Below are 20,139 nucleotides of genomic sequence, written 5' to 3' on the forward strand. Positions count from 1 at the left end.
TTATAAACTTGAAGTAAAAGAATTAGGAAATGGCTAAAAATGATTTACATTTGACTCGCAATATCGGTATCATGGCGCATATCGATGCTGGTAAGACTACAACTTCTGAACGTATTCTGTTTTATACTGGATTGACTCACAAGATTGGTGAAGTTCATGATGGCGCAGCTACAATGGACTGGATGGAACAGGAACAAGAACGTGGTATTACAATTACATCTGCTGCTACAACAACTAGATGGAAATATGCAGGTGATACTTATAAAATCAACTTGATTGACACTCCGGGACACGTGGATTTTACCGCTGAGGTAGAGCGCTCATTGCGTATTCTTGATGGAGCTGTTGCTGCTTACTGTGCAGTTGGTGGTGTAGAACCACAATCTGAAACTGTATGGCGTCAAGCTGATAAATATAATGTACCGCGTATCGCATACGTTAATAAAATGGACCGTTCTGGTGCAGACTTTTTTGAGGTTGTACGTCAGATGAAGGATGTTTTGGGTGCTAATCCTTGTCCTATTGTTATTCCTATTGGTGCTGAAGAAACTTTCAAAGGTCTAGTTGATTTGATTAAGATGAAAGCTATCTATTGGCATGATGAAACAATGGGAGCTGATTATACTGTGGAAGAAATCCCTGCTAATCTTATTGATGAAGCAAACGAATGGAGAGATAAAATGCTTGAAAAGGTAGCTGAATTTGACGACGCTTTGATGGAGAAATATTTCGACGATCCTTCTACTATTACAGAAGAAGAAGTGTTGAGAGCTCTCCGTAATGCAACAGTTCAAATGGCAGTTGTACCAATGTTGTGTGGCTCTTCATTTAAGAATAAGGGTGTTCAGACATTGTTGGACTATGTTTGTGCTTTCTTGCCTTCTCCATTGGATACTGAGAATGTGATTGGTACAAATCCGAATACAGGTGCAGAAGAAGATCGTAAACCGAGTGATGATGAGAAAACATCAGCTTTGGCATTTAAGATTGCTACTGACCCTTATGTAGGTCGTTTGACTTTCTTCCGTGTATATTCGGGTAAGATTGAAGCTGGTTCTTATATCTATAATTCTCGCTCTGGTAAGAAAGAACGTGTTTCTCGTCTGTTCCAGATGCATTCAAACAAGCAGAATCCGGTTGAAGTAATCGGTGCTGGTGATATTGGTGCAGGTGTAGGTTTTAAAGATATTCATACTGGTGATACGCTTTGTGATGAAACAGCTCCGATCGTATTAGAGTCTATGGACTTCCCAGAACCGGTAATCGGTATTGCAGTTGAGCCTAAAACTCAGAAAGACATGGATAAATTGTCTAACGGTTTGGCTAAGCTCGCTGAAGAAGACCCGACATTTACAGTTAAGACTGATGAGCAAACAGGACAGACTGTAATCTCTGGTATGGGTGAGTTGCACTTGGATATCATTATTGACCGTTTGAAACGTGAATTTAAAGTGGAATGTAACCAAGGTAAACCTCAGGTTAATTATAAAGAAGCTATCACTAAGACAGTTGATCTTCGTGAAGTTTATAAGAAACAGTCTGGTGGTCGTGGTAAGTTTGCTGATATCATTGTTAAGATCGGTCCTGTTGATGAAGATTTCAAAGAAGGTGGATTGCAGTTTATCGATGAAGTGAAGGGTGGTAATATTCCTAAAGAATTTATTCCTTCAGTTCAGAAAGGCTTCACAAGCGCAATGAAGAACGGTGTGTTGGCTGGATATCCGTTGGATTCAATGAAAGTAACTTTGATCGATGGTTCATTCCATCCGGTTGACTCTGATCAGTTGTCTTTCGAAATCTGTGCTATTCAGGCATATAAGAATGCATGTGCTAAAGCAGGTCCGGTATTAATGGAACCTATTATGAAACTGGAGGTTGTAACTCCAGAAGAAAATATGGGTGATGTAATCGGTGACTTGAATAAGCGTCGTGGTCAGGTTGAAGGTATGGAATCAAGCCGCTCTGGCGCTCGTATTGTAAAAGCGATGGTTCCATTGGCAGAAATGTTTGGTTATGTAACAGCATTGCGTACCATAACTTCAGGTCGTGCAACTTCTTCAATGACTTATTCTCATCACGCTCAGGTCTCTTCTTCTATTGCTAAGGCTGTATTGGAGGAAGTAAAAGGACGTGCTGATTTACTCTAAAATATCTAGGGCAGCAGACTAGCGAATGACTCTTAGTCTGCCGCTTTATCTTATTTATAACTATCTTAATTAAAAAAATATAATGAGTCAGAAAATTAGAATTAAATTGAAATCTTACGACCACAACTTGGTTGATAAATCGGCTGAGAAGATTGTAAGAACTGTAAAGGCTACAGGTGCTATTGTTAGTGGTCCAATCCCTCTACCTACGCATAAACGTATCTTTACTGTAAACCGTTCGACTTTCGTTAATAAGAAATCTCGTGAACAGTTTGAACTCTCTTCTTACAAGAGATTGATCGACATTTATAGCTCAACAGCTAAAACTGTAGATGCTCTAATGAAGTTGGAATTACCAAGTGGTGTAGAAGTAGAAATTAAAGTTTGATAATTAAAAATTAGTGAAATGCCAGGATTATTAGGAAAAAAAATCGGAATGACATCCGTTTTCAGTGCTGATGGTAAGAATGTACCATGCACTGTTATCGAAGCAGGTCCTTGTGTTGTTACTCAGGTTAAAACTGTAGAAAAAGATGGTTATGCAGCTGTTCAGTTGGGTTTCCAAGACAAAAAGGAAAAGCATACAACTAAACCGTTGATGGGTCACTTTAAAAGAGCTGGAGTAACACCAAAGAGACACTTGGCTGAGTTCAAAGAATTTGAAACAGAATTAAATCTAGGTGATACCATTACCGTAGAGATGTTCAATGACGCTAGCTTTGTAGACGTTGTTGGTACTTCTAAGGGTAAGGGTTTTCAGGGTGTAGTGAAAAGACATGGTTTTGGTGGTGTAGGGCAGACTACTCATGGTCAGCATAACCGCGCTCGTAAACCGGGTTCTATTGGTGCTTGTTCTTACCCCGCAAAAGTATTCAAAGGTATGCGTATGGGTGGACAACTTGGTGGCGACAGAGTCACTATACAAAACTTGCAGGTATTAAAAGTAATCGCGGATCATAACCTTCTTTTGGTTAAAGGTTCTATCCCGGGTTGCAAAGGTTCAATCGTTTTAATTGAGAAATAATGGAAGTTAACGTATATAACATTAAAGGTGAAGACACTGGGAGAAAGGTTACGTTAAACGAATCTATCTTCGGAATTGAGCCCAACGACCACGCTATCTATTTGGACGTAAAACAATTTATGGCTAATCAGCGTCAGGGTACTCATAAGTCAAAAGAAAGAAGCGAAATCAGTGGTTCAACTCGTAAAATTGGTCGCCAAAAAGGCGGTGGTGGAGCACGTCGTGGTGATATGAATTCACCGGTACTTGTAGGTGGTGCTCGTGTTTTCGGTCCAAAACCAAGAGACTACTTCTTCAAGCTGAATAAAAAAGTTAAGACATTGGCTCGTAAGTCAGCTTTGTCTTATAAAGCTCAAAACAATGCAATTGTTGTCGTAGAAGACTTTACTTTTGAAGCTCCTAAGACAAAAGATTTCGTTGTAATGACAAAAAATCTTAAAGTTTCCGATAAAAAGCTACTTGTGATTTTACCGGAAGCAAATAAAAACGTATATTTGTCAGCTCGTAACATTGAGGGTGCTAATGTACAGACTGTCTCAGGATTAAATACTTACAGAGTATTGAATGCTGGGGTTGTTGTGCTTACAGAAAACTCTTTGCAGGCTATTGACAATATCTTAATTTAAAAAGGAGGCTTAAATAATGGGAATTATTATTAAACCGTTGGTAACAGAGAAAATGACTGCAATCACTGATAAGCTGAATCGTTTCGGCTTTGTTGTGCGTCCTGAAGCTAACAAACTGGAAATTAAGAAGGAAGTTGAAGCTCTTTATAATGTTACTGTAGTTGATGTGAATACTGTGAAGTATGCTGGCAAAAATAAGAGCCGTTATACCAAAGCAGGTATCATCAATGGTCGTACAAATGCTTTCAAAAAGGCAATTGTGACATTGAAAGAAGGAGATACTATTGATTTTTATAGCAATATTTAATAAAAATGGCAGTACGTAAATTTAAGCCCACTACACCGGGGCAAAGACATAAAATTATTGGTACTTTCGAAGAAATTACTGCATCAGTACCAGAAAAGTCACTTGTATATGGTAAAAAATCATCTGGTGGTCGTAACAACGAAGGTAAGATGACTATGCGCTACATTGGTGGCGGTCATAGAAAAGTGATTAGAATTGTCGATTTCAAGAGAAATAAAGACGGTGTTCCAGCAGTAGTTAAGACAATTGAATATGATCCGAATCGTTCGGCTCGTATTGCTTTGTTGTTTTATGCTGATGGAGAAAAAAGATATATTATTGCTCCCAATGGATTGCAAGTTGGTGTGACTTTGATGTCAGGTGAAAACGCAGCACCAGAGATTGGTAATGCTCTTCCTCTTCAGAACATACCGGTGGGTACTGTAATTCACAATATTGAATTACGTCCGGGACAGGGCGCGGCTCTGGTTAGATCAGCTGGTAATTTTGCTCAGCTGACTTCTCGCGAGGGTAAATATTGTGTTATTAAATTACCTTCAGGTGAAGTAAGACAGATTCTTAGCACATGTAAAGCTACTATCGGTAGTGTTGGTAACTCGGATCATGGATTGGAAAGTTCAGGTAAGGCTGGACGTTCTCGTTGGCAAGGACGTCGTCCTCGTAACCGTGGTGTTGTAATGAACCCGGTTGATCATCCAATGGGTGGTGGTGAAGGACGAGCTTCCGGAGGTCACCCAAGATCTCGTAAGGGACTGTATGCTAAGGGACTTAAGACTAGAGCTCCTAAGAAACAGTCGTCTAAGTACATTATTGAGAGAAGAAAAAAGTAATCTGATTAATTGAGTAAACTATGAGTCGTTCATTAAAAAAAGGTCCATATATTAACGTAAAGCTTGAAAAGAGAATTCTTGCGATGAATGAATCGGGCAAGAAAGTCGTAGTAAAGACTTGGGCCAGAGCTTCAATGATTTCGCCTGATTTTGTAGGCCATACAGTTGCAGTTCACAATGGAAATAAATTTATTCCTGTTTATGTTACCGAGAATATGGTAGGACACAAGTTGGGCGAATTTGCTCCAACTCGTACATTCAGAGGACACGCTGGTAACAAGAAGAGATAACAGGATTATTTGAAATAATAAAGTAATAAATATAATGGGAGCAAGAAAAAAAATATCGGCTGAAAAAAGAAAAGAAGCCCTTAAGACCATGTATTTTGCTAAATTGCAAAATGTTCCTACTTCTCCGCGTAAGATGCGTCTGGTTGCAGATATGATTCGCGGTATGGAAGTGAACAGAGCACTTGGTGTTTTGAAGTTTTCTTCAAAAGAAGCTGCTGCAAGAGTGGAAAAATTGCTTCGCTCTGCAATTGCTAACTGGGAGCAGAAAAACGAACGTAAAGCAGAAAGTGGAGAGTTATATGTAACTAAGATTTTTGTTGATGGTGGCGCAACTCTGAAAAGAATGAGACCGGCACCACAGGGTAGAGGTTACAGAATTCGCAAACGTTCAAATCACGTAACATTGTTCGTTGGTTCTAAAAGTAATAACGAAGATCAAAATTAAGGTAGATGGGACAAAAAGTTAATCCAATAAGCAACCGTTTAGGAATTATCAGAGGATGGGATTCTAATTGGTATGGTGGAAATGATTACGGAGATTCTTTGCTGGAAGATAGCAAAATCCGTAAATATCTTAATGCAAGACTTGCAAAGGCAAGTGTATCAAGAATCGTAATTGAACGTACGCTGAAGCTCGTTACTATTACTGTTTGTACTGCTCGCCCGGGTATTATTATCGGTAAAGGTGGCCAAGAAGTTGATAAGTTAAAAGAAGAGTTGAAGAAGGTTACCGACAAAGATATTCAGATCAATATCTTTGAAGTGAAAAGACCTGAACTTGATGCAGTGATTGTTGCTAATAACATCGCTCGCCAAGTTGAAGGTAAAATTGCCTATCGCCGTGCCATTAAGATGGCTATCGCAAATACAATGCGTATGGGTGCTGAAGGTATCAAAATTCAGATTTCAGGACGTTTGAATGGAGCTGAAATGGCTCGTTCTGAAATGTATAAAGAAGGAAGAACTCCGTTACACACTTTCAGAGCGGATATCGACTACTGTCATGCAGAAGCATTGACTAAAGTGGGTCTTTTAGGTATCAAAGTTTGGATTTGTAGAGGTGAAGTGTTTGGTAAGAAAGAATTAGCTCCGAACTTTACACAAAGCAAAGAAAGTGGTCGTGGAAACAATGGTGGAAACAACGGCGGAAAGAACTTCAAAAGAAAGAAAAATAATCGCTAAACGAATTTGAATTTTAGGAAACTATGTTACAACCGAAAAAGACAAAATTCAGAAGACAACAGAAAGGTCGTCAGAAAGGTAATGCCCAAAGAGGTAACCAACTGGCCTTCGGTTCTTTTGGCATAAAGGCTTTGGAGACTAAGTGGATTACAGGCCGTCAGATCGAAGCTGCTCGTATTGCAGTAACAAGATATATGCAACGTCAAGGACAGATCTGGATCCGTATATTCCCGGATAAACCGATCACTAGAAAACCTGCTGATGTACGTATGGGTAAAGGTAAAGGTGCTCCGGAAGGATTTGTGGCTCCTGTGACTCCAGGTAGAATCATTATTGAAGCTGAAGGAGTATCTTACGAAATTGCGAAAGAAGCATTGCGCTTAGCTGCTCAAAAGCTTCCTATCACAACGAAGTTTGTCGTAAGACGTGATTATGATATTCAAAATCAAAATGCGTAATGTTTATGAAAATTGCAGAAATTAAAGAAATGACTACTAATGATTTAGTAGAAAGAGTAGAGGCAGAAACAGCTAATTATAACCAGATGGTTATCAATCATTCTATTTCTCCTTTGGAAAATCCTGCTCAAATTAAACAATTACGCAGGACTATTGCGCGTATGAAAACTGAGTTACGCCAGAGAGAACTTAACAATAAATGATCAGCTTGATGGAAGCAAGAAATTTAAGAAAGGAAAGAACAGGGGTTGTATTGAGCAATAAGATGGAGAAAACTATCACAGTTGCTTCTAAATTTAAGGAAAAACACCCTATATATGGTAAGTTCGTTAGTAAGACGAAGAAGTACCATGCTCATGATGAAAAGAATGAATGCAATATCGGTGATACTGTACGCATTATGGAAACTCGTCCTTTGAGCAAGACTAAAAGATGGAGATTAGTAGAAATAATTGAAAGAGCTAAGTAATTATGATACAAGTAGAATCCAGACTTACAGTATGTGATAACAGTGGAGCTAAAGAGGCTTTGTGTATCCGCGTTTTGGGTGGTACAGGTCGTCGTTATGCTTCAGTGGGGGATGTCATTGTAGTTTCAGTGAAGAGTGTTATCCCTTCTAGTGATGTTAAAAAAGGTGCAGTATCAAAGGCTTTGATTGTACGTACAAAGAAAGAAATTCGTCGTCCTGATGGTTCTTATATACGTTTTGATGATAATGCTTGCGTGTTGCTGAATAATGCAGGTGAAATTAGAGGAAGTCGTATTTTCGGTCCTGTAGCAAGAGAACTTCGTGCTACAAACATGAAAGTTGTTTCACTTGCGCCTGAGGTACTTTAATTTGTAAAAGATTTGAGTAATGAGTAAATTACATATTAAAAAAGGCGATACAGTTTACGTAAATGCTGGTGAAGATAAGGGCAAAACTGGTCGTGTATTGAAGGTTCTTGTTAGTAAGGGTCGTGCAATCGTTGAAGGTATCAATATGGTATCTAAGAGCACAAAACCAAGTGCTAAGAACCCGCAAGGTGGTATCGTGAAGCAGGAAGCTTCTATCCACATTTCAAATTTGAACCCGGTTGATCCAAAAACAGGTAAAGCAACGCGTATTGGGAGAAAAGTTAGTTCTTTGGATGGAAAAAGAACTGTAGTGCGTTATTCTAAAAAGTCAGGAGAGGAGATTAAGTAATGAGTAATACTGCTAGTCTTAAGAAAGAATATGCAGAGCGTATAGCACCTGCATTGAAATCACAGTTCCAGTATTCTTCTACAATGCAGATACCCGTACTTAAGAAGATTGTCATCAATCAAGGTTTAGGTATGGCTGTTGCCGATAAGAAGATTATTGAAGTAGCAATCAATGAAATGACGGCTATTACAGGTCAGAAAGCTGTAGCTACCATTTCTCGTAAAGATATTGCTAACTTTAAATTACGTAAGAAAATGCCGATTGGTGTGATGGTTACTTTACGTCGTGAAAGAATGTACGAATTCTTGGAAAAATTGGTTCGTGTAGCTCTTCCTCGTATTCGTGACTTCAAAGGTATTGAAAGCAAGTTTGATGGTAAAGGTAACTATACCCTTGGTATTCAGGAACAAATCATTTTTCCTGAAATAAATATCGATAGTATTACAAGAATTCTCGGAATGAATATTACCTTTGTAACTTCTGCGCAAACAGATGAAGAAGGCTATGCATTACTGAAGGAATTCGGTTTACCTTTTAAAAACGCTAAAAAAGATTAATAGATATGGCAAAGGAATCAATGAAAGCACGTGAAGTTAAGCGTGCTAAATTAGTAGCCAAATACGCCGAAAAAAGAGCTGCTTTGAAGCAAATCATAAGAACAGGTAATCCTGTTGACGCTTTTGAAGCTGCACAGAAATTGCAAGAGTTGCCAAAGAATTCTAATCCGATTCGTATGCACAACCGTTGCAAACTGACTGGTCGTCCAAAAGGTTATATCCGTCAGTTCGGAATTTCAAGAATTCAGTTCCGTGAGATGGCATCTAACGGGCTGATTCCAGGCGTAAAAAAAGCAAGCTGGTGATTATTGTTTAAATATTGTCAGGGAAGTCCTGATTAATTTAATTTATTTATATATGACTGATCCAATAGCAGATTATTTGACGAGGTTACGGAACGCAATTGGTGCAAAGCACAGAGTTGTTGAAGTTCCTGCTTCAAATTTGAAAAAAGAAATCACTAAGATTCTTTTTGAGAAAGGTTACATTCTTAATTATAAGTTTGTAGAAGATGGTCCTCAAGGAACTATAAAAGTTGCCTTGAAGTATGATTCTGTTAACAAAGTTAATGCAATCAAAAAACTAGAAAGAATATCTTCTCCAGGTATGCGTAAGTATACTGGTTATAAAGATATGCCGCGTGTTATTAATGGGTTGGGTATTGCTATAATATCTACTTCCAAAGGTGTAATGACTAACAAAGAAGCTGCTGAACTTAAGATCGGTGGTGAGGTTTTGTGTTATGTATATTAATTAGGAGGAATTAGCAATGTCAAGAATAGGAAAATTACCCATTAGTATTCCTGCAGGAGTGACAGTCACTCTAAAGGATGATGTGGTTACCGTAAAGGGACCGAAAGGCGAAATGAGCCAATATGTGAATCCTGCAATCAATGTTGCCATTGAAGACGGACACGTTATTTTAACAGAAAATGAAAAAGAAATGATTGATAATCCAAAGCAGAAACATGCTTTCCATGGATTATATCGTTCTTTGATTCACAACATGGTTGTTGGTGTATCGGAAGGATATAAAAAAGAATTGGAACTTGTTGGTGTTGGTTATCGTGCTTCTAATCAAGGTAACATTATTGAACTGGCTTTAGGTTATACACACAATATTTTCATTCAATTGCCTGCTGAGGTGAAGGTTGAAACTAAGTCTGAAAGAAATAAGAACCCTCTTATTATATTAGAATCGTGTGACAAACAGTTGCTTGGTCAAGTTTGCTCTAAAATACGTTCTTTCCGTAAACCTGAACCATATAAAGGTAAAGGTATTAAGTTTGTTGGCGAAATTATTCGCAGAAAGTCTGGTAAATCAGCCGGTGCTAAATAATTCATATAAAATTAGAACATTATGACAACAAAAATAGAAAGACGAGTTAAGATCAAATATAGAGTACGCAATAAGATTTCAGGTACTACTGAATGTCCGCGTATGAGTGTATTTAGAAGTAACAAGCAAATTTACGTCCAGATTATCGATGATCTTTCTGGTAAGACACTAGCTGCTGCTTCTTCTTTGGGTATGACTGAAAAAGTTGCAAAGAAAGAACAAGCTGCTAAAGTTGGTGAAATGATTGCTAAAAAGGCTCAGGAAGCAGGTATTACAACTGTTGTTTTCGACCGTAATGGTTACTTATATCATGGGAGAGTAAAAGAAGTAGCTGATGCTGCTCGTAACGGAGGACTTAAATTTTAATCATTATGGCAGGAGTTAATAATAGAGTTAAGATTACTAACGATATAGAACTGAAAGATAGATTGGTTGCTATTAATCGTGTTACTAAGGTTACCAAAGGTGGTAGAACTTTTAGTTTCTCTGCAATCGTTGTTGTAGGTAACGAAGAAGGAATTATCGGTTGGGGACTTGGTAAAGCAGGTGAAGTAACAGCTGCTATCGCTAAAGGTGTTGAATCAGCTAAGAAGAATCTGGTTAGAGTACCTGTGTTGAAAGGTACAGTTCCTCACGAACAATCAGCTAGATTTGGTGGTGCTGAAGTATTTATCAAACCTGCATCTCATGGTACGGGTGTTGTAGCTGGTGGTGCAATGCGTGCTGTATTGGAAAGTGTTGGTATTACTGATGTTTTAGCAAAATCTAAAGGTTCTTCAAATCCACACAATCTAGTTAAAGCTACAATTGAAGCTTTGAGTGAGATGCGTGATGCAAGAATGATTGCTCAGAACAGAGGTATTAGTGTTGAAAAAGTATTTAGAGGATAAGGAGGAGATATGTCAACTATAAAGATTAAACAAGTTAAAAGTAGAATTGGTGCTCCAGCTGATCAAAAAAGAACTCTCGATGCGCTGGGACTTCGTAAGCTGAATCGTGTGGTTGAACACGAATGTACTCCTTCAATTCTTGGAATGGTAGATAAAGTAAAACACTTGGTTACCATTATTAAGTAATTATTTGTTGAATAAAAAACGAATTACAATATGAACTTAAGTAATTTAAAACCTGCAGAGGGATCTACTAAGACAAGAAAGAGAATAGGACGTGGTGCTGGTTCTGGTCTAGGTGGTACTTCTACAAGAGGTCATAAAGGAGCTAAATCAAGATCTGGATACTCTAAGAAGATTGGTTTTGAAGGTGGGCAGATGCCTCTTCAACGTCGGGTACCTAAATTTGGTTTTAAGAATATTAATCGTATAGAATATAAGGCTATCAACTTGGATACTATTCAGGCACTTGCTGAAGCTAAGAATTTGGTGAAAGTTGGTGTAAGTGATTTTATTGAAGCAGGATTTATCTCTTCAAATCAGTTGGTAAAAGTATTAGGTAATGGGACTTTAACTAATAAGCTGGAAGTAGAAGCTCATGCATTCTCTAAGACTGCAACTACTGCTATCGAAGCTGCTGGTGGAAGTGTAGTAAAACTCTGATTCAATGAGAAAAGCTATTGAAACATTAAAGAATATATGGAAGATTGAGGATCTGAGACAACGGATCCTCATCACCATATTGTTTGTGGCAATTTATCGTTTTGGTTCTTATGTAGTATTGCCTGGTATTAGTCCGGCTATGCTGACAAAATTGCACGAACAAACAAGTGAAGGGCTTTTGGCCTTGTTAAATATGTTTTCTGGAGGAGCATTCTCTAATGCATCTATTTTTGCATTGGGAATTATGCCTTATATCTCTGCATCTATCGTAATTCAGTTGTTAGGAATTGCTGTACCGTATTTCCAAAAATTACAACGTGAAGGTGAGAGCGGCAGAAGAAAGATGAATCAATATACTCGTTATTTGACGATTGCTATATTATTAGTTCAGGCTCCTTCTTATTTGCTCAATCTTAGGGCGCAGACTGGCACTTCCTTGAATGCTTCATTAGATTGGACTCTGTTTATGTTTACCTCTACTGTTATTTTGGCAGCAGGTAGTATGTTTATTTTGTGGCTTGGTGAAAGAATTACTGATAAAGGTATTGGTAATGGTATTTCATTTATCATCTTGATTGGTATTATTGCTCGTTTCCCGGATGCTTTAATTCAGGAAGTTGTTTCTAGAGTTACGAATAAGAGCGGTGGTCTGGTCATGTTTATAATTGAAGTAGTATTCTTGTTATTAGTGATTGGTGCTGCTATTCTCTTGGTGCAGGGTACGAGAAAAATTCCTGTACAGTATGCAAAGAGAATTGTAGGTAATAAGCAATATGGTGGTGCAAGACAGTATATTCCTTTGAAGGTGAATGCTGCTGGTGTAATGCCTATCATTTTTGCTCAGGCAATAATGTTTATTCCAATTGCTTTTATCGGTTATTCCAATGGTAATAATGCAGCAGGTGGTTTCTTGCATGCGTTTACTGATCATACAAGTTTCTGGTATAATTTCGTTTTTGCGGTAATGATTATATTATTTACATATTTTTATACTGCAATTACAATTAATCCGACTCAGATGGCGGAGGATATGAAGAGAAATAATGGTTTTATTCCGGGAATCAAACCAGGAAAGCAAACTGCTGAGTATATTGATGATATTATGTCACATATTACTTTGCCTGGTTCTTTCTTCTTGGCATTGGTTGCAATTATGCCTGCTTTTGCTGGTGTTTTTGGAGTACAAGCCGGATTTGCTCAGTTCTTCGGTGGTACATCTTTGTTAATTCTTGTAGGTGTTGTTCTTGATACATTGCAACAAGTAGAAAGTCATTTGTTGATGAGACATTATGACGGTTTACTGAAGTCTGGTCGTATTAAGGGACGTGCTGGTGTGGCGGCATATTAATTCTTTGATTGGAAATGATATTTCTTAAGACAGAAGATGAAATAGAATTGCTCCGTCAGAGCAACTTACTTGTTGGTAAGACATTAGCTGAAGTTGCCAAATTGGTGAAACCTGGTGTTACTACGCGTGAGTTGGATAAAGTTGCTGAAGAATTTATCAGAGATAATGGAGCAACTCCAACTTTTAAAGGATTTCCGAATCAATATGGTGAACCATTTCCTGCATCCATCTGTACTTCTGTAAATGAGCAAGTAGTACATGGAATTCCAGGGGATACCATTTTAAAAGAAGGTGATATCGTTTCGGTGGATTGCGGAACTTACATGAATGGTTTTTGTGGTGATTCTGCATATACTTTTTGCGTAGGAGAGGTGGATGAAGAAATTCGTAATTTGTTGAAGGTAACTAAAGAAGCGTTATATATTGGCATACAGAATGCAGTGCAAGGCAAAAGAATCGGAGATATCGGATATGCTATTCAGCAATATTGTGAGTCTCATTCTTATGGCGTAGTGCGTGAGTTTGTTGGTCATGGTATTGGCAAAGAAATGCACGAAGATCCTCAGGTTCCCAATTATGGTAAAAGAGGGTACGGTACTTTGATGAAAAGAGGTCTTTGTATTGCGATTGAACCGATGATAACATTGGGAGACAAACAAGTGATTATGGAACGTGACGGATGGACTGTGAGAACCAGAGATCGGAAGTGCGCAGCGCATTTTGAGCATACGGTAGCCGTTGGGTCTGGTGAGGCAGATATTTTGTCTTCGTTCAAATTCATTGAAGAAGTTTTAGGAGATAAAGCAATATAGTATGGCAAAGCAATCTGCAATAGAACAAGATGGAGTTATAGTTGAAGCATTGTCAAATGCAATGTTTCGTGTTGAATTAGAAAACGGACATGAGATTACTGCACATATTTCAGGTAAGATGAGGATGCATTACATCAAAATCCTGCCTGGTGATAAAGTGAGAGTCGAAATGTCTCCTTACGACTTATCGAAAGGAAGAATTGTGTTTAGATATAAATAAAATAAGATATGAAAGTAAGAGCATCATTAAAGAAACGCACGCCAGAATGTAAGATCGTTAGACGTAATGGCCGTTTGTATGTTATTAACAAGAAAAATCCTAAGTATAAACAACGTCAAGGATAATTTATTATTTTTGCAAAAAGAATAATTTAGTATATGGCTATAAGAATAGTTGGTGTAGATTTACCTCAGAATAAAAGAGGTGAAGTTGCGTTGACCTATATATATGGAATAGGTCGCAGTAGTTCAGCAAAAATTTTAGATAAAGCTGGTGTAGATAAAGATCTGAAAGTTAAAGACTGGACAGATGATCAAGCTGCTAAGATTCGTGAGATTATCGGTGCAGAGTTTAAAGTAGAAGGAGATCTTCGTTCTGAAATCCAATTGAATATTAAGCGATTAATGGATATTGGTTGCTATCGTGGTGTACGTCATCGTATTGGGCTACCAGTTAGAGGACAGAGCACTAAGAATAATGCACGTACTCGTAAGGGTAGAAAGAAAACCGTTGCTAATAAGAAAAAAGCTACTAAATAATAATTGTTGATATGGCAAAAAAAACAGTTGCAGCTAAGAAGAGAAATGTGAAAGTAGACGCTAATGGACAGTTGCATGTTCATTCATCTTTCAACAATATTATTGTTTCTCTTGCAAACAGTGAAGGGCAGATTATCTCATGGTCATCTGCTGGAAAGATGGGATTTAGAGGTTCCAAAAAGAATACTCCTTATGCAGCTCAGATGGCTGCCCAAGATTGTGCTAAAATTGCATTTGATCTTGGCCTAAGAAAGGTAAAAGCGTATGTGAAGGGTCCAGGTAACGGACGTGAGTCTGCTATTAGAACTATCCACGGAGCTGGTATCGAAGTTACTGAAATCATTGATGTAACTCCGCTTCCGCACAATGGTTGTCGTCCTCCGAAAAGACGTAGAGTTTAATTTACCTTTAACTTAAAATGATCTTGATTTTGTTTTTGGATTGCAATAATTTCTTCTCTGCAATCGCGGCTGCAACAAATTGAGTTCATGAATAAACAATTAAATATTTAAAAGAAATGGCTAGATATACTGGACCAAAAACAAGAATTGCCCGTAAATTCGGTGAAGGAATTTTTGGAGCTGATAAAGTTTTATCAAAGAAGAACTATCCTCCCGGACAACATGGTAATTCTAGAAAAAGAAAAACTTCTGAATATGGTGTGCAACTTCGTGAAAAGCAAAAAGCAAAATACACCTATGGAGTTTTAGAAAAACAATTCCGTAATTTGTTTGAAAAGGCAGCAACAGCTAAAGGTATTACCGGTGAGGTATTGCTTCAGTTGTTGGAAGGTCGTCTTGACAATGTAGTGTTCCGTTTGGGTATTGCTCCTACACGTGCTGCTGCGCGTCAGTTGGTTAGTCACAAGCATATTACAGTAGACGGTGAAGTGGTAAATATCCCTTCATATGCCGTAAAACCAGGACAATTGATTGGTGTTCGTGAAAGATCTAAATCTTTGGAAGTTATTGCTAATTCTCTCGCAGGTTTCAATCATAGTAAATATGCTTGGTTGGAGTGGGACGAAACTTCAAAGGTTGGTAAGTTGTTACATATACCTGAAAGAGCAGATATTCCTGAGAACATTAAAGAACATTTGATCGTTGAATTGTATTCTAAATAAATAATTAATTTCATGGCGATATTAGCATTTCAAAAACCTGATAAAGTATTAATGTTGGATGCGGACTCCAGATTCGGTAAATTCGAATTTCGTCCGTTGGAACCGGGTTTTGGTATTACTGTCGGTAATGCATTACGCCGTATCCTTCTCTCATCATTAGAAGGTTTTGCTATCACTACTATTAGAATTGATGGTGTGGAGCATGAATTTTCTAGTGTACCGGGAGTAAAAGAGGATGTTACCAACATTATCTTGAATCTGAAGCAAGTAAGATTCAAGCAAGTAGTTGAAGAGTTCGAGAGCGAAAAAGTGAGCATCACTGTCGAGAATTCTAGTGAATTTAAAGCAGGTGACATAGGTAAGTATTTGACTGGATTTGAAGTGTTAAATCCGGAATTAGTTATTTGTCATTTAGATTCTAAATCAACTATGCAGATTGATATTACAATTAACAAAGGTCGTGGATATGTTCCCGCTGATGAAAATCGCGAATATTGTACGGATGTTAATGTAATTCCAATCGATTCTATTTATACACCGATACGTAATGTCAAGTATGCGGTAGAAAACTATCGTGTTGAACAAAAGACTGACTATGAAAAGTTGGTACTTGAAATTACTACCGACGGTTCTATACACCCGAAGGAAGCGTTGAAAGAGGCTGCAAAAATTCTGATTTATCATTTTATGTTGTTCTCAGATGAGAAGATTACTCTGGAAAGCAATGATTCTGATGGCAATGAAGAGTTTGATGAGGAAGTATTGCATATGCGTCAGTTGTTGAAAACTAAACTTGTTGATATGGACTTATCTGTCCGTGCACTCAACTGCTTGAAAGCTGCTGATGTAGAAACTCTTGGTGACTTAGTACAATTTAATAAGACTGACTTATTGAAGTTTAGAAACTTCGGAAAGAAATCGCTTACCGAGCTTGATGATTTGCTGGAAAGTCTGAATCTGTCGTTTGGAACCGATATTTCTAAATATAAATTAGATAAAGAATAAAAAATGAGACATAATAAAAAATTCAATCATTTAGGTCGTACTGCTTCTCATAGAAGTGCTATGTTATCTAACATGGCTTGTTCTTTGATCAAGCACAAAAGAATCACTACGACTGTTGCAAAGGCAAAAGCTTTGAAGAAGTTTGTTGAGCCTTTGATTACAAGAGCTAAAGATGACACAACAAATTCTCGTCGTGTTGTATTTAGTAATTTACAAGATAAGTTTGTAGTAACTGAATTATTTAAAGAAATTTCGGTTAAGATTGCTGATCGCCCAGGTGGTTATACTCGTATTATCAAGACTGGTAATCGTTTAGGTGATAATGCTGAAATGTGTTTCATTGAGTTGGTTGACTACAATGAAAACATGGCTAAAGAAAAAGTTGCTAAGAAAGCTACTCGTACTCGTCGTTCTAAGAAGAGTGCTGAAGCTGCTGCTCCTGCTGCTGTTGAAGCTCCTGCAACTGAAGAACCAAAAGCTGAATCAGCTGAATAATTTTAAAGTTATTCGTATACATATAAAAAAGGCTACTCACAACGGGTAGCCTTTTTTGTTTATTTTCTAAAGATACATTAAAAGATTTCCTGAGTGAACAATTCTCATAAATATTCTGTTATATTTGCAAGAGAATATGGCAAGATTTGTAAGGGTTATATTATTCCTGTTGCTAACAGTTTTCCTGAATGGGATTGCGAGCAATATTTCCAATGAAAAACTGGAACAAGAAGAATGTGTTCCTGTAGTTCACTTGGTACATCAGGATCAGATCGGTGCTCCAGAATTCCCATATTTGCCTGTTGCAGTATTGGCTAACAATTTGCAATGTCATCAGGTTTCAATGTCCCGTATACAACGTGTGCAGAACTGTGAATATTTCTTTTTATTAAAAAACTTCCTGCAAAATTGGGCGGAAAGAGAGAGCTCTTTATCATTGCATCGGGAGAAAATCTACGCAACAACAGTTTCGTGTTATTGTCAGCCAGCAAGTGAATACTATGTATTTACTTTAAAACATATTATTATTTAGGAGTTTGTTTATTAGTGTAAACTTGTCAGTTGCTTCTATGTACTGATTACATACTAGCAGTTTTTATATTTTCTATTTTTACTAATAATTTAAATTTCAAATAATATGGCAACTCAAACTATTGATGCAACTATTTTTGCATCTTCACATCCTGATATCGCTAAACGTACGAGTATTTCTGGAATTGTATTCTCATGTATAATGTTATTGATAGGTATCTTATCTTTTGCTTCTACTTTTGAGCTGGAAGATAAATCATCTACAATTAGTATGGCTTTAATGGTATTTGGAACTGGTTTATTTCTTGTTGGAATATTTCGTATATTTTGGAAATCAAAAGAAGTTGTTTATGTTCCAACTGGCAGTGTTGCTAAAGAGCAGAGTGTTTTCTTTGATTTGAAGCATATGGATAAGTTGAAAGAGCTAGTGAATTTCGGAAATTTATCGATGGATTCAGGAATCAAAAGCGAAACAAGCGGTAATCTTCGTATGGACATAATACTTTCTGAGGATAATAAATTTGCCGCTGTTCAGTTGTTTCAATTTATTCCTTATACATATCAGCCGATCACTACTGTTCATTATTTTACGAATGGAGAGGCTGCAACTATTGCTGCTTTTCTTGCAAAAAGTAAGATGAATTAATAAGATTTTGATTCTTTAAATTTGATGGGAATTTAGTCGTCAATGACGGCTATTCCCATTTTTTTCATTAAAAAGCAGGCATTCATGTTTTGTGCAACTCCGTCTCTCATTTTATAAGAAAAAGTCAATTCGTTATTAGTGATATCTGCTTCAAAACAATAATTACGGATATTCTTTGGAAAGGAGTTGGCCAAGCTACTTAATAATAGATCATGAGTGGCGATGATGCCATTGGCATTCATACTCATAAATTGTTTTATAAGGGCAAAAGAGCCTTTTTGCTTATCTACCGAATTTGTCCCTTTTAGAATTTCGTCGAGGATAATGAATAAATCTTCCCCTGCTTGAAGCTTGTCAATGATTAACTTTAGTCGTTTAAGTTCTGCAAAGAAATAAGACTCGTTATCCGTCAGTGAGTCACTTGTCCGTAGACTGGTGATAAGACGGGCAGGAAATATTTCCATCTGTTTGGCCCATACAGGTGCACCTATACAGGCTAAGAGATAGTTGATTCCTACCGTACGTAAGTAAGTGCTTTTTCCTGCCATATTTGCCCCCGTAATAATAATAAAGAATGGACGTTTTTCTATACTAATTCCGTTTCTAACACATTTGTTTCGATCCATAAGCGGGTGTCCTAAAGCTTCTGCTTGTAGATGGAATGATTGTGAGCTTATTTGCGGATAGATAAATTCCGGATGATTGTAGGAAAAAGTAGCTAGCGAGCAATAAGCATCAAATTTTCCAATAGCTTCTAGCCAACGAGGAAGATCAGAGGCATGAGACTCTTTCCATTTTTCAATTCGTATTACTTGACGTAATTCCCAAAATAAAAGACCATTCAATAGAGTACTCATTAATAAGTTACTTCGTTGATCGAGTGCATTCATCAACTTGGAGAGGCGATGTACAGCTTGTGAAGCTGTTTGATTTTTGCTTGTTAATTCACTTTTTAATCCTATTAGAATAGAACTATGCATCTCTTTTTTCTCAGTGAGAAGAATCTGATCTGCATAAGTAGACAGTATTTGCAGCTTTTCTCCGTAAGTTGCTTGCATTTTAGTAATTCCTTTTGAGAAAATGAAACTAAATGTGACAAAACATGCAAATACTACTCCGGCAATACTACCTGGAATAACCCCCAAAATAGAAGCACTGATACATAATATATTGGCAATAGTGACTATACTTGGTAAAATTCTAAGAAATGAGTGTTTGCGATAATAACTGGCACTGGCAGCCCATTGGTTGATTTCGGAGATATCGGCCGATTTTCCTTTGTATAGTAAACCTAATACACGGAACTTTTGCCGATATTCCAGATCTAAAGATAATTCACGTATGGCTTTTTGCCTTTGCTCAATACTTTCTTTATCTTTGAGATGATGGTTAAACCATTCGGCAAGTTGCTGTTTGCCGATAGGAGTAGAACTTCGGTTGATGTATTGAAAGAGAGAGTGTTCTCCAAATACATCCAAGTCGAAAGTATAGAGATGAGATGGATCGATATATTCTTTACCACCGTCAAAATTGGAAAAGTCGTATTGGATAGCACAGAGTTCTTGGTTATTAATTTCTATTTTCTTTTTTAAAAAGTCTTTTCTATGAAACCATAGATTATGCCGTTTTACTAACCAGATAAACAAGAGGATAGGAAAGACAGAAAAAAGAAGAATATATTCCCACCCCTTATCCCAAAAGTAAAAAGCAGCTATTACAGCTTCTATAAACAGAAATAATCGCAATAAGCTAATATTTCGGATCTGCTTACGAGTTTTTTGTAATTGCTGCTCTGATTCGAGAACTATTTTCTGATAGTTTTCTATGATGTTTTCTAATGTTTCCATAAGATAGTTTACTTAAAATATATTAGTTTTGGACAAAATTATATAGAAAAATCGAGTTTTTCTACACCAGCGTA

The 20,139-nt window shown here is 37.3% G+C and carries 34 protein-coding genes; 33 read left to right on the forward strand and 1 reads right to left on the reverse strand.

Annotated elements, in window-relative coordinates:
- Positions 1–29: 29 nt before the first annotated feature.
- The 33 genes from fusA to CZ225_RS03630 all read left to right on the forward strand — a co-directional run bounded on the left by fusA (position 30) and on the right by CZ225_RS03630 (position 18,218).
- Positions 30–2,147, forward strand: coding sequence for an elongation factor G (fusA, locus tag CZ225_RS03470; protein ID WP_077152988.1), 2,118 nt, complete (start codon positions 30–32; stop codon positions 2,145–2,147).
- 82 nt (positions 2,148–2,229) lie between these two features.
- Positions 2,230–2,535 carry a 30S ribosomal protein S10 gene (rpsJ, locus tag CZ225_RS03475; protein WP_002558075.1) on the forward strand — a complete coding sequence of 102 codons (306 nt, stop codon included), beginning with the start codon at positions 2,230–2,232 and terminating at the stop codon, positions 2,533–2,535.
- An 18-nt stretch (positions 2,536–2,553) separates the two neighbouring features.
- A complete protein-coding gene (rplC, locus tag CZ225_RS03480; RefSeq protein WP_077152989.1) occupies positions 2,554–3,171 on the forward strand; it encodes a 50S ribosomal protein L3 in 618 nt (205 codons plus the stop codon).
- Positions 3,171–3,797, forward strand: a complete 627-nt coding sequence (gene rplD, locus CZ225_RS03485) for a 50S ribosomal protein L4 (RefSeq protein ID WP_077152990.1) — start codon at positions 3,171–3,173, stop codon at positions 3,795–3,797. The genes rplC and rplD overlap by 1 nt, the downstream gene beginning before the upstream one ends.
- A gap of 16 nt (positions 3,798–3,813) precedes the next feature.
- Positions 3,814–4,104, forward strand: coding sequence for a 50S ribosomal protein L23 (gene rplW, locus CZ225_RS03490; protein ID WP_073350110.1), 291 nt, complete (start codon positions 3,814–3,816; stop codon positions 4,102–4,104).
- A gap of 5 nt (positions 4,105–4,109) precedes the next feature.
- Entirely contained in the window at positions 4,110–4,934 is an 825-nt protein-coding gene (gene rplB / locus CZ225_RS03495) for a 50S ribosomal protein L2 (protein WP_073350112.1), read from the forward strand.
- Between the two features lie 20 nt (positions 4,935–4,954).
- On the forward strand, positions 4,955–5,224 hold the full coding sequence (gene rpsS, locus CZ225_RS03500; RefSeq protein WP_004296345.1) for a 30S ribosomal protein S19: 270 nt from the start codon (positions 4,955–4,957) through the stop codon (positions 5,222–5,224).
- A gap of 34 nt (positions 5,225–5,258) precedes the next feature.
- Positions 5,259–5,669 carry a 50S ribosomal protein L22 gene (gene rplV / locus CZ225_RS03505; protein ID WP_025075458.1) on the forward strand — a complete coding sequence of 137 codons (411 nt, stop codon included), beginning with the start codon at positions 5,259–5,261 and terminating at the stop codon, positions 5,667–5,669.
- Between the two features lie 5 nt (positions 5,670–5,674).
- Entirely contained in the window at positions 5,675–6,406 is a 732-nt protein-coding gene (gene rpsC, locus CZ225_RS03510) for a 30S ribosomal protein S3 (protein ID WP_008762038.1), read from the forward strand.
- Between the two features lie 23 nt (positions 6,407–6,429).
- Entirely contained in the window at positions 6,430–6,864 is a 435-nt protein-coding gene (gene rplP, locus CZ225_RS03515; protein WP_004291234.1) for a 50S ribosomal protein L16, read from the forward strand.
- A 5-nt stretch (positions 6,865–6,869) separates the two neighbouring features.
- On the forward strand, positions 6,870–7,067 hold the full coding sequence (gene rpmC / locus CZ225_RS03520) for a 50S ribosomal protein L29 (protein WP_008762039.1): 198 nt from the start codon (positions 6,870–6,872) through the stop codon (positions 7,065–7,067).
- Positions 7,064–7,333 carry a 30S ribosomal protein S17 gene (gene rpsQ, locus CZ225_RS03525; RefSeq protein WP_005675432.1) on the forward strand — a complete coding sequence of 90 codons (270 nt, stop codon included), beginning with the start codon at positions 7,064–7,066 and terminating at the stop codon, positions 7,331–7,333. Before rpmC ends, rpsQ begins: the two co-directional genes overlap by 4 nt.
- A 2-nt stretch (positions 7,334–7,335) precedes the next feature.
- On the forward strand, positions 7,336–7,701 hold the full coding sequence (gene rplN / locus CZ225_RS03530) for a 50S ribosomal protein L14 (RefSeq protein ID WP_004296340.1): 366 nt from the start codon (positions 7,336–7,338) through the stop codon (positions 7,699–7,701).
- 19 nt (positions 7,702–7,720) lie between these two features.
- The gene (gene rplX / locus CZ225_RS03535) at positions 7,721–8,050 is read left to right on the forward strand and encodes a 50S ribosomal protein L24 (RefSeq protein ID WP_025075454.1); all 330 of its coding nucleotides are present in this window, start codon (positions 7,721–7,723) and stop codon (positions 8,048–8,050) included.
- Positions 8,050–8,607, forward strand: coding sequence for a 50S ribosomal protein L5 (gene rplE, locus CZ225_RS03540; protein ID WP_077152991.1), 558 nt, complete (start codon positions 8,050–8,052; stop codon positions 8,605–8,607). Before rplX ends, rplE begins: the two co-directional genes overlap by 1 nt.
- A 5-nt stretch (positions 8,608–8,612) precedes the next feature.
- Positions 8,613–8,912 carry a 30S ribosomal protein S14 gene (gene rpsN, locus CZ225_RS03545; RefSeq protein WP_077152992.1) on the forward strand — a complete coding sequence of 100 codons (300 nt, stop codon included), beginning with the start codon at positions 8,613–8,615 and terminating at the stop codon, positions 8,910–8,912.
- Between the two features lie 52 nt (positions 8,913–8,964).
- Positions 8,965–9,360 carry a 30S ribosomal protein S8 gene (rpsH, locus tag CZ225_RS03550; RefSeq protein ID WP_004296336.1) on the forward strand — a complete coding sequence of 132 codons (396 nt, stop codon included), beginning with the start codon at positions 8,965–8,967 and terminating at the stop codon, positions 9,358–9,360.
- Positions 9,361–9,376: 16 nt separating this feature from the next.
- Positions 9,377–9,946, forward strand: coding sequence for a 50S ribosomal protein L6 (rplF, locus tag CZ225_RS03555; RefSeq protein WP_077152993.1), 570 nt, complete (start codon positions 9,377–9,379; stop codon positions 9,944–9,946).
- Between the two features lie 21 nt (positions 9,947–9,967).
- On the forward strand, positions 9,968–10,312 hold the full coding sequence (gene rplR / locus CZ225_RS03560) for a 50S ribosomal protein L18 (RefSeq protein WP_024988108.1): 345 nt from the start codon (positions 9,968–9,970) through the stop codon (positions 10,310–10,312).
- 5 nt (positions 10,313–10,317) lie between these two features.
- Entirely contained in the window at positions 10,318–10,836 is a 519-nt protein-coding gene (rpsE, locus tag CZ225_RS03565; RefSeq protein WP_025075452.1) for a 30S ribosomal protein S5, read from the forward strand.
- Positions 10,837–10,845: 9 nt separating this feature from the next.
- Positions 10,846–11,022, forward strand: coding sequence for a 50S ribosomal protein L30 (rpmD, locus tag CZ225_RS03570; RefSeq protein ID WP_077152994.1), 177 nt, complete (start codon positions 10,846–10,848; stop codon positions 11,020–11,022).
- A 30-nt stretch (positions 11,023–11,052) separates the two neighbouring features.
- A complete protein-coding gene (gene rplO / locus CZ225_RS03575; protein ID WP_077152995.1) occupies positions 11,053–11,499 on the forward strand; it encodes a 50S ribosomal protein L15 in 447 nt (148 codons plus the stop codon).
- Between the two features lie 4 nt (positions 11,500–11,503).
- Positions 11,504–12,847 (forward strand): preprotein translocase subunit SecY, encoded by a 1,344-nt coding sequence (gene secY / locus CZ225_RS03580; RefSeq protein ID WP_077152996.1) that lies wholly within the window; start codon positions 11,504–11,506, stop codon positions 12,845–12,847.
- Positions 12,848–12,861: 14 nt separating this feature from the next.
- A complete protein-coding gene (gene map / locus CZ225_RS03585; protein ID WP_077152997.1) occupies positions 12,862–13,659 on the forward strand; it encodes a type I methionyl aminopeptidase in 798 nt (265 codons plus the stop codon).
- 1 nt (position 13,660) lies between these two features.
- Entirely contained in the window at positions 13,661–13,879 is a 219-nt protein-coding gene (gene infA / locus CZ225_RS03590) for a translation initiation factor IF-1 (RefSeq protein WP_002558052.1), read from the forward strand.
- Positions 13,880–13,887: 8 nt separating this feature from the next.
- Positions 13,888–14,004 carry a type B 50S ribosomal protein L36 gene (ykgO, locus tag CZ225_RS03595; protein WP_002558051.1) on the forward strand — a complete coding sequence of 39 codons (117 nt, stop codon included), beginning with the start codon at positions 13,888–13,890 and terminating at the stop codon, positions 14,002–14,004.
- A gap of 33 nt (positions 14,005–14,037) precedes the next feature.
- Positions 14,038–14,418: a 30S ribosomal protein S13 gene (gene rpsM / locus CZ225_RS03600; RefSeq protein ID WP_077152998.1), complete on the forward strand. Its 381-nt coding sequence runs from the start codon at positions 14,038–14,040 to the stop codon at positions 14,416–14,418.
- A gap of 11 nt (positions 14,419–14,429) precedes the next feature.
- Positions 14,430–14,819 carry a 30S ribosomal protein S11 gene (gene rpsK, locus CZ225_RS03605; protein ID WP_004296327.1) on the forward strand — a complete coding sequence of 130 codons (390 nt, stop codon included), beginning with the start codon at positions 14,430–14,432 and terminating at the stop codon, positions 14,817–14,819.
- 116 nt (positions 14,820–14,935) lie between these two features.
- A complete protein-coding gene (rpsD, locus tag CZ225_RS03610) occupies positions 14,936–15,541 on the forward strand; it encodes a 30S ribosomal protein S4 (RefSeq protein ID WP_077152999.1) in 606 nt (201 codons plus the stop codon).
- 12 nt (positions 15,542–15,553) lie between these two features.
- Positions 15,554–16,546 (forward strand): DNA-directed RNA polymerase subunit alpha, encoded by a 993-nt coding sequence (locus CZ225_RS03615; RefSeq protein WP_077153000.1) that lies wholly within the window; start codon positions 15,554–15,556, stop codon positions 16,544–16,546.
- Between the two features lie 3 nt (positions 16,547–16,549).
- The gene (rplQ, locus tag CZ225_RS03620) at positions 16,550–17,041 is read left to right on the forward strand and encodes a 50S ribosomal protein L17 (RefSeq protein ID WP_077153001.1); all 492 of its coding nucleotides are present in this window, start codon (positions 16,550–16,552) and stop codon (positions 17,039–17,041) included.
- A gap of 136 nt (positions 17,042–17,177) precedes the next feature.
- Entirely contained in the window at positions 17,178–17,573 is a 396-nt protein-coding gene (locus CZ225_RS03625; RefSeq protein ID WP_077155675.1) for a hypothetical protein, read from the forward strand.
- Positions 17,574–17,678: 105 nt separating this feature from the next.
- Positions 17,679–18,218 (forward strand): hypothetical protein, encoded by a 540-nt coding sequence (locus CZ225_RS03630; RefSeq protein ID WP_077153002.1) that lies wholly within the window; start codon positions 17,679–17,681, stop codon positions 18,216–18,218.
- Positions 18,219–18,250: 32 nt separating this feature from the next.
- Here the strand turns inward: CZ225_RS03630 and CZ225_RS03635 are convergent, their stop codons facing one another.
- Complete coding sequence (locus CZ225_RS03635; RefSeq protein WP_077153003.1) at positions 18,251–20,065, reverse strand: MutS family DNA mismatch repair protein; 1,815 nt, start codon at positions 20,063–20,065, stop codon at positions 18,251–18,253.
- Positions 20,066–20,139: the final 74 nt, after the last annotated feature.

This window comes from Bacteroides bouchesdurhonensis (assembly GCF_900155865.1).
GTDB classification, from domain to species: domain Bacteria; phylum Bacteroidota; class Bacteroidia; order Bacteroidales; family Bacteroidaceae; genus Bacteroides; species Bacteroides bouchesdurhonensis.

Bases quoted from the DNA above. Each gene is read 5' to 3' on its own strand.
- rplD (WP_077152990.1), top strand. From the start codon at position 3,171: ATGGAAGTTAACGTATATAACATTAAAGGTGAAGACACTGGGAGAAAG.
- rpsJ (WP_002558075.1), top strand. From the start codon at position 2,230: ATGAGTCAGAAAATTAGAATTAAATTGAAATCTTACGACCACAACTTG.
- rpsM (WP_077152998.1), top strand. From the start codon at position 14,038: ATGGCTATAAGAATAGTTGGTGTAGATTTACCTCAGAATAAAAGAGGT.
- rplC (WP_077152989.1), top strand. From the start codon at position 2,554: ATGCCAGGATTATTAGGAAAAAAAATCGGAATGACATCCGTTTTCAGT.
- rpsK (WP_004296327.1), top strand. From the start codon at position 14,430: ATGGCAAAAAAAACAGTTGCAGCTAAGAAGAGAAATGTGAAAGTAGAC.
- rplF (WP_077152993.1), top strand. From the start codon at position 9,377: ATGTCAAGAATAGGAAAATTACCCATTAGTATTCCTGCAGGAGTGACA.
- rplN (WP_004296340.1), top strand. From the start codon at position 7,336: ATGATACAAGTAGAATCCAGACTTACAGTATGTGATAACAGTGGAGCT.
- rplX (WP_025075454.1), top strand. From the start codon at position 7,721: ATGAGTAAATTACATATTAAAAAAGGCGATACAGTTTACGTAAATGCT.
- fusA (WP_077152988.1), top strand. From the start codon at position 30: ATGGCTAAAAATGATTTACATTTGACTCGCAATATCGGTATCATGGCG.
- rpmD (WP_077152994.1), top strand. From the start codon at position 10,846: ATGTCAACTATAAAGATTAAACAAGTTAAAAGTAGAATTGGTGCTCCA.
- CZ225_RS03635 (WP_077153003.1), bottom strand. From the start codon at position 20,065: ATGGAAACATTAGAAAACATCATAGAAAACTATCAGAAAATAGTTCTC.
- rpmC (WP_008762039.1), top strand. From the start codon at position 6,870: ATGAAAATTGCAGAAATTAAAGAAATGACTACTAATGATTTAGTAGAA.
- ykgO (WP_002558051.1), top strand. From the start codon at position 13,888: ATGAAAGTAAGAGCATCATTAAAGAAACGCACGCCAGAATGTAAGATC.
- CZ225_RS03625 (WP_077155675.1), top strand. From the start codon at position 17,178: ATGGCAAGATTTGTAAGGGTTATATTATTCCTGTTGCTAACAGTTTTC.
- CZ225_RS03630 (WP_077153002.1), top strand. From the start codon at position 17,679: ATGGCAACTCAAACTATTGATGCAACTATTTTTGCATCTTCACATCCT.
- rplO (WP_077152995.1), top strand. From the start codon at position 11,053: ATGAACTTAAGTAATTTAAAACCTGCAGAGGGATCTACTAAGACAAGA.
- map (WP_077152997.1), top strand. From the start codon at position 12,862: ATGATATTTCTTAAGACAGAAGATGAAATAGAATTGCTCCGTCAGAGC.
- rpsS (WP_004296345.1), top strand. From the start codon at position 4,955: ATGAGTCGTTCATTAAAAAAAGGTCCATATATTAACGTAAAGCTTGAA.
- rplW (WP_073350110.1), top strand. From the start codon at position 3,814: ATGGGAATTATTATTAAACCGTTGGTAACAGAGAAAATGACTGCAATC.
- rplR (WP_024988108.1), top strand. From the start codon at position 9,968: ATGACAACAAAAATAGAAAGACGAGTTAAGATCAAATATAGAGTACGC.
- secY (WP_077152996.1), top strand. From the start codon at position 11,504: ATGAGAAAAGCTATTGAAACATTAAAGAATATATGGAAGATTGAGGAT.
- rplQ (WP_077153001.1), top strand. From the start codon at position 16,550: ATGAGACATAATAAAAAATTCAATCATTTAGGTCGTACTGCTTCTCAT.
- infA (WP_002558052.1), top strand. From the start codon at position 13,661: ATGGCAAAGCAATCTGCAATAGAACAAGATGGAGTTATAGTTGAAGCA.
- rplB (WP_073350112.1), top strand. From the start codon at position 4,110: ATGGCAGTACGTAAATTTAAGCCCACTACACCGGGGCAAAGACATAAA.
- rpsH (WP_004296336.1), top strand. From the start codon at position 8,965: ATGACTGATCCAATAGCAGATTATTTGACGAGGTTACGGAACGCAATT.
- CZ225_RS03615 (WP_077153000.1), top strand. From the start codon at position 15,554: ATGGCGATATTAGCATTTCAAAAACCTGATAAAGTATTAATGTTGGAT.
- rplE (WP_077152991.1), top strand. From the start codon at position 8,050: ATGAGTAATACTGCTAGTCTTAAGAAAGAATATGCAGAGCGTATAGCA.
- rpsC (WP_008762038.1), top strand. From the start codon at position 5,675: ATGGGACAAAAAGTTAATCCAATAAGCAACCGTTTAGGAATTATCAGA.
- rpsQ (WP_005675432.1), top strand. From the start codon at position 7,064: ATGATCAGCTTGATGGAAGCAAGAAATTTAAGAAAGGAAAGAACAGGG.
- rpsE (WP_025075452.1), top strand. From the start codon at position 10,318: ATGGCAGGAGTTAATAATAGAGTTAAGATTACTAACGATATAGAACTG.
- rplP (WP_004291234.1), top strand. From the start codon at position 6,430: ATGTTACAACCGAAAAAGACAAAATTCAGAAGACAACAGAAAGGTCGT.
- rplV (WP_025075458.1), top strand. From the start codon at position 5,259: ATGGGAGCAAGAAAAAAAATATCGGCTGAAAAAAGAAAAGAAGCCCTT.
- rpsN (WP_077152992.1), top strand. From the start codon at position 8,613: ATGGCAAAGGAATCAATGAAAGCACGTGAAGTTAAGCGTGCTAAATTA.
- rpsD (WP_077152999.1), top strand. From the start codon at position 14,936: ATGGCTAGATATACTGGACCAAAAACAAGAATTGCCCGTAAATTCGGT.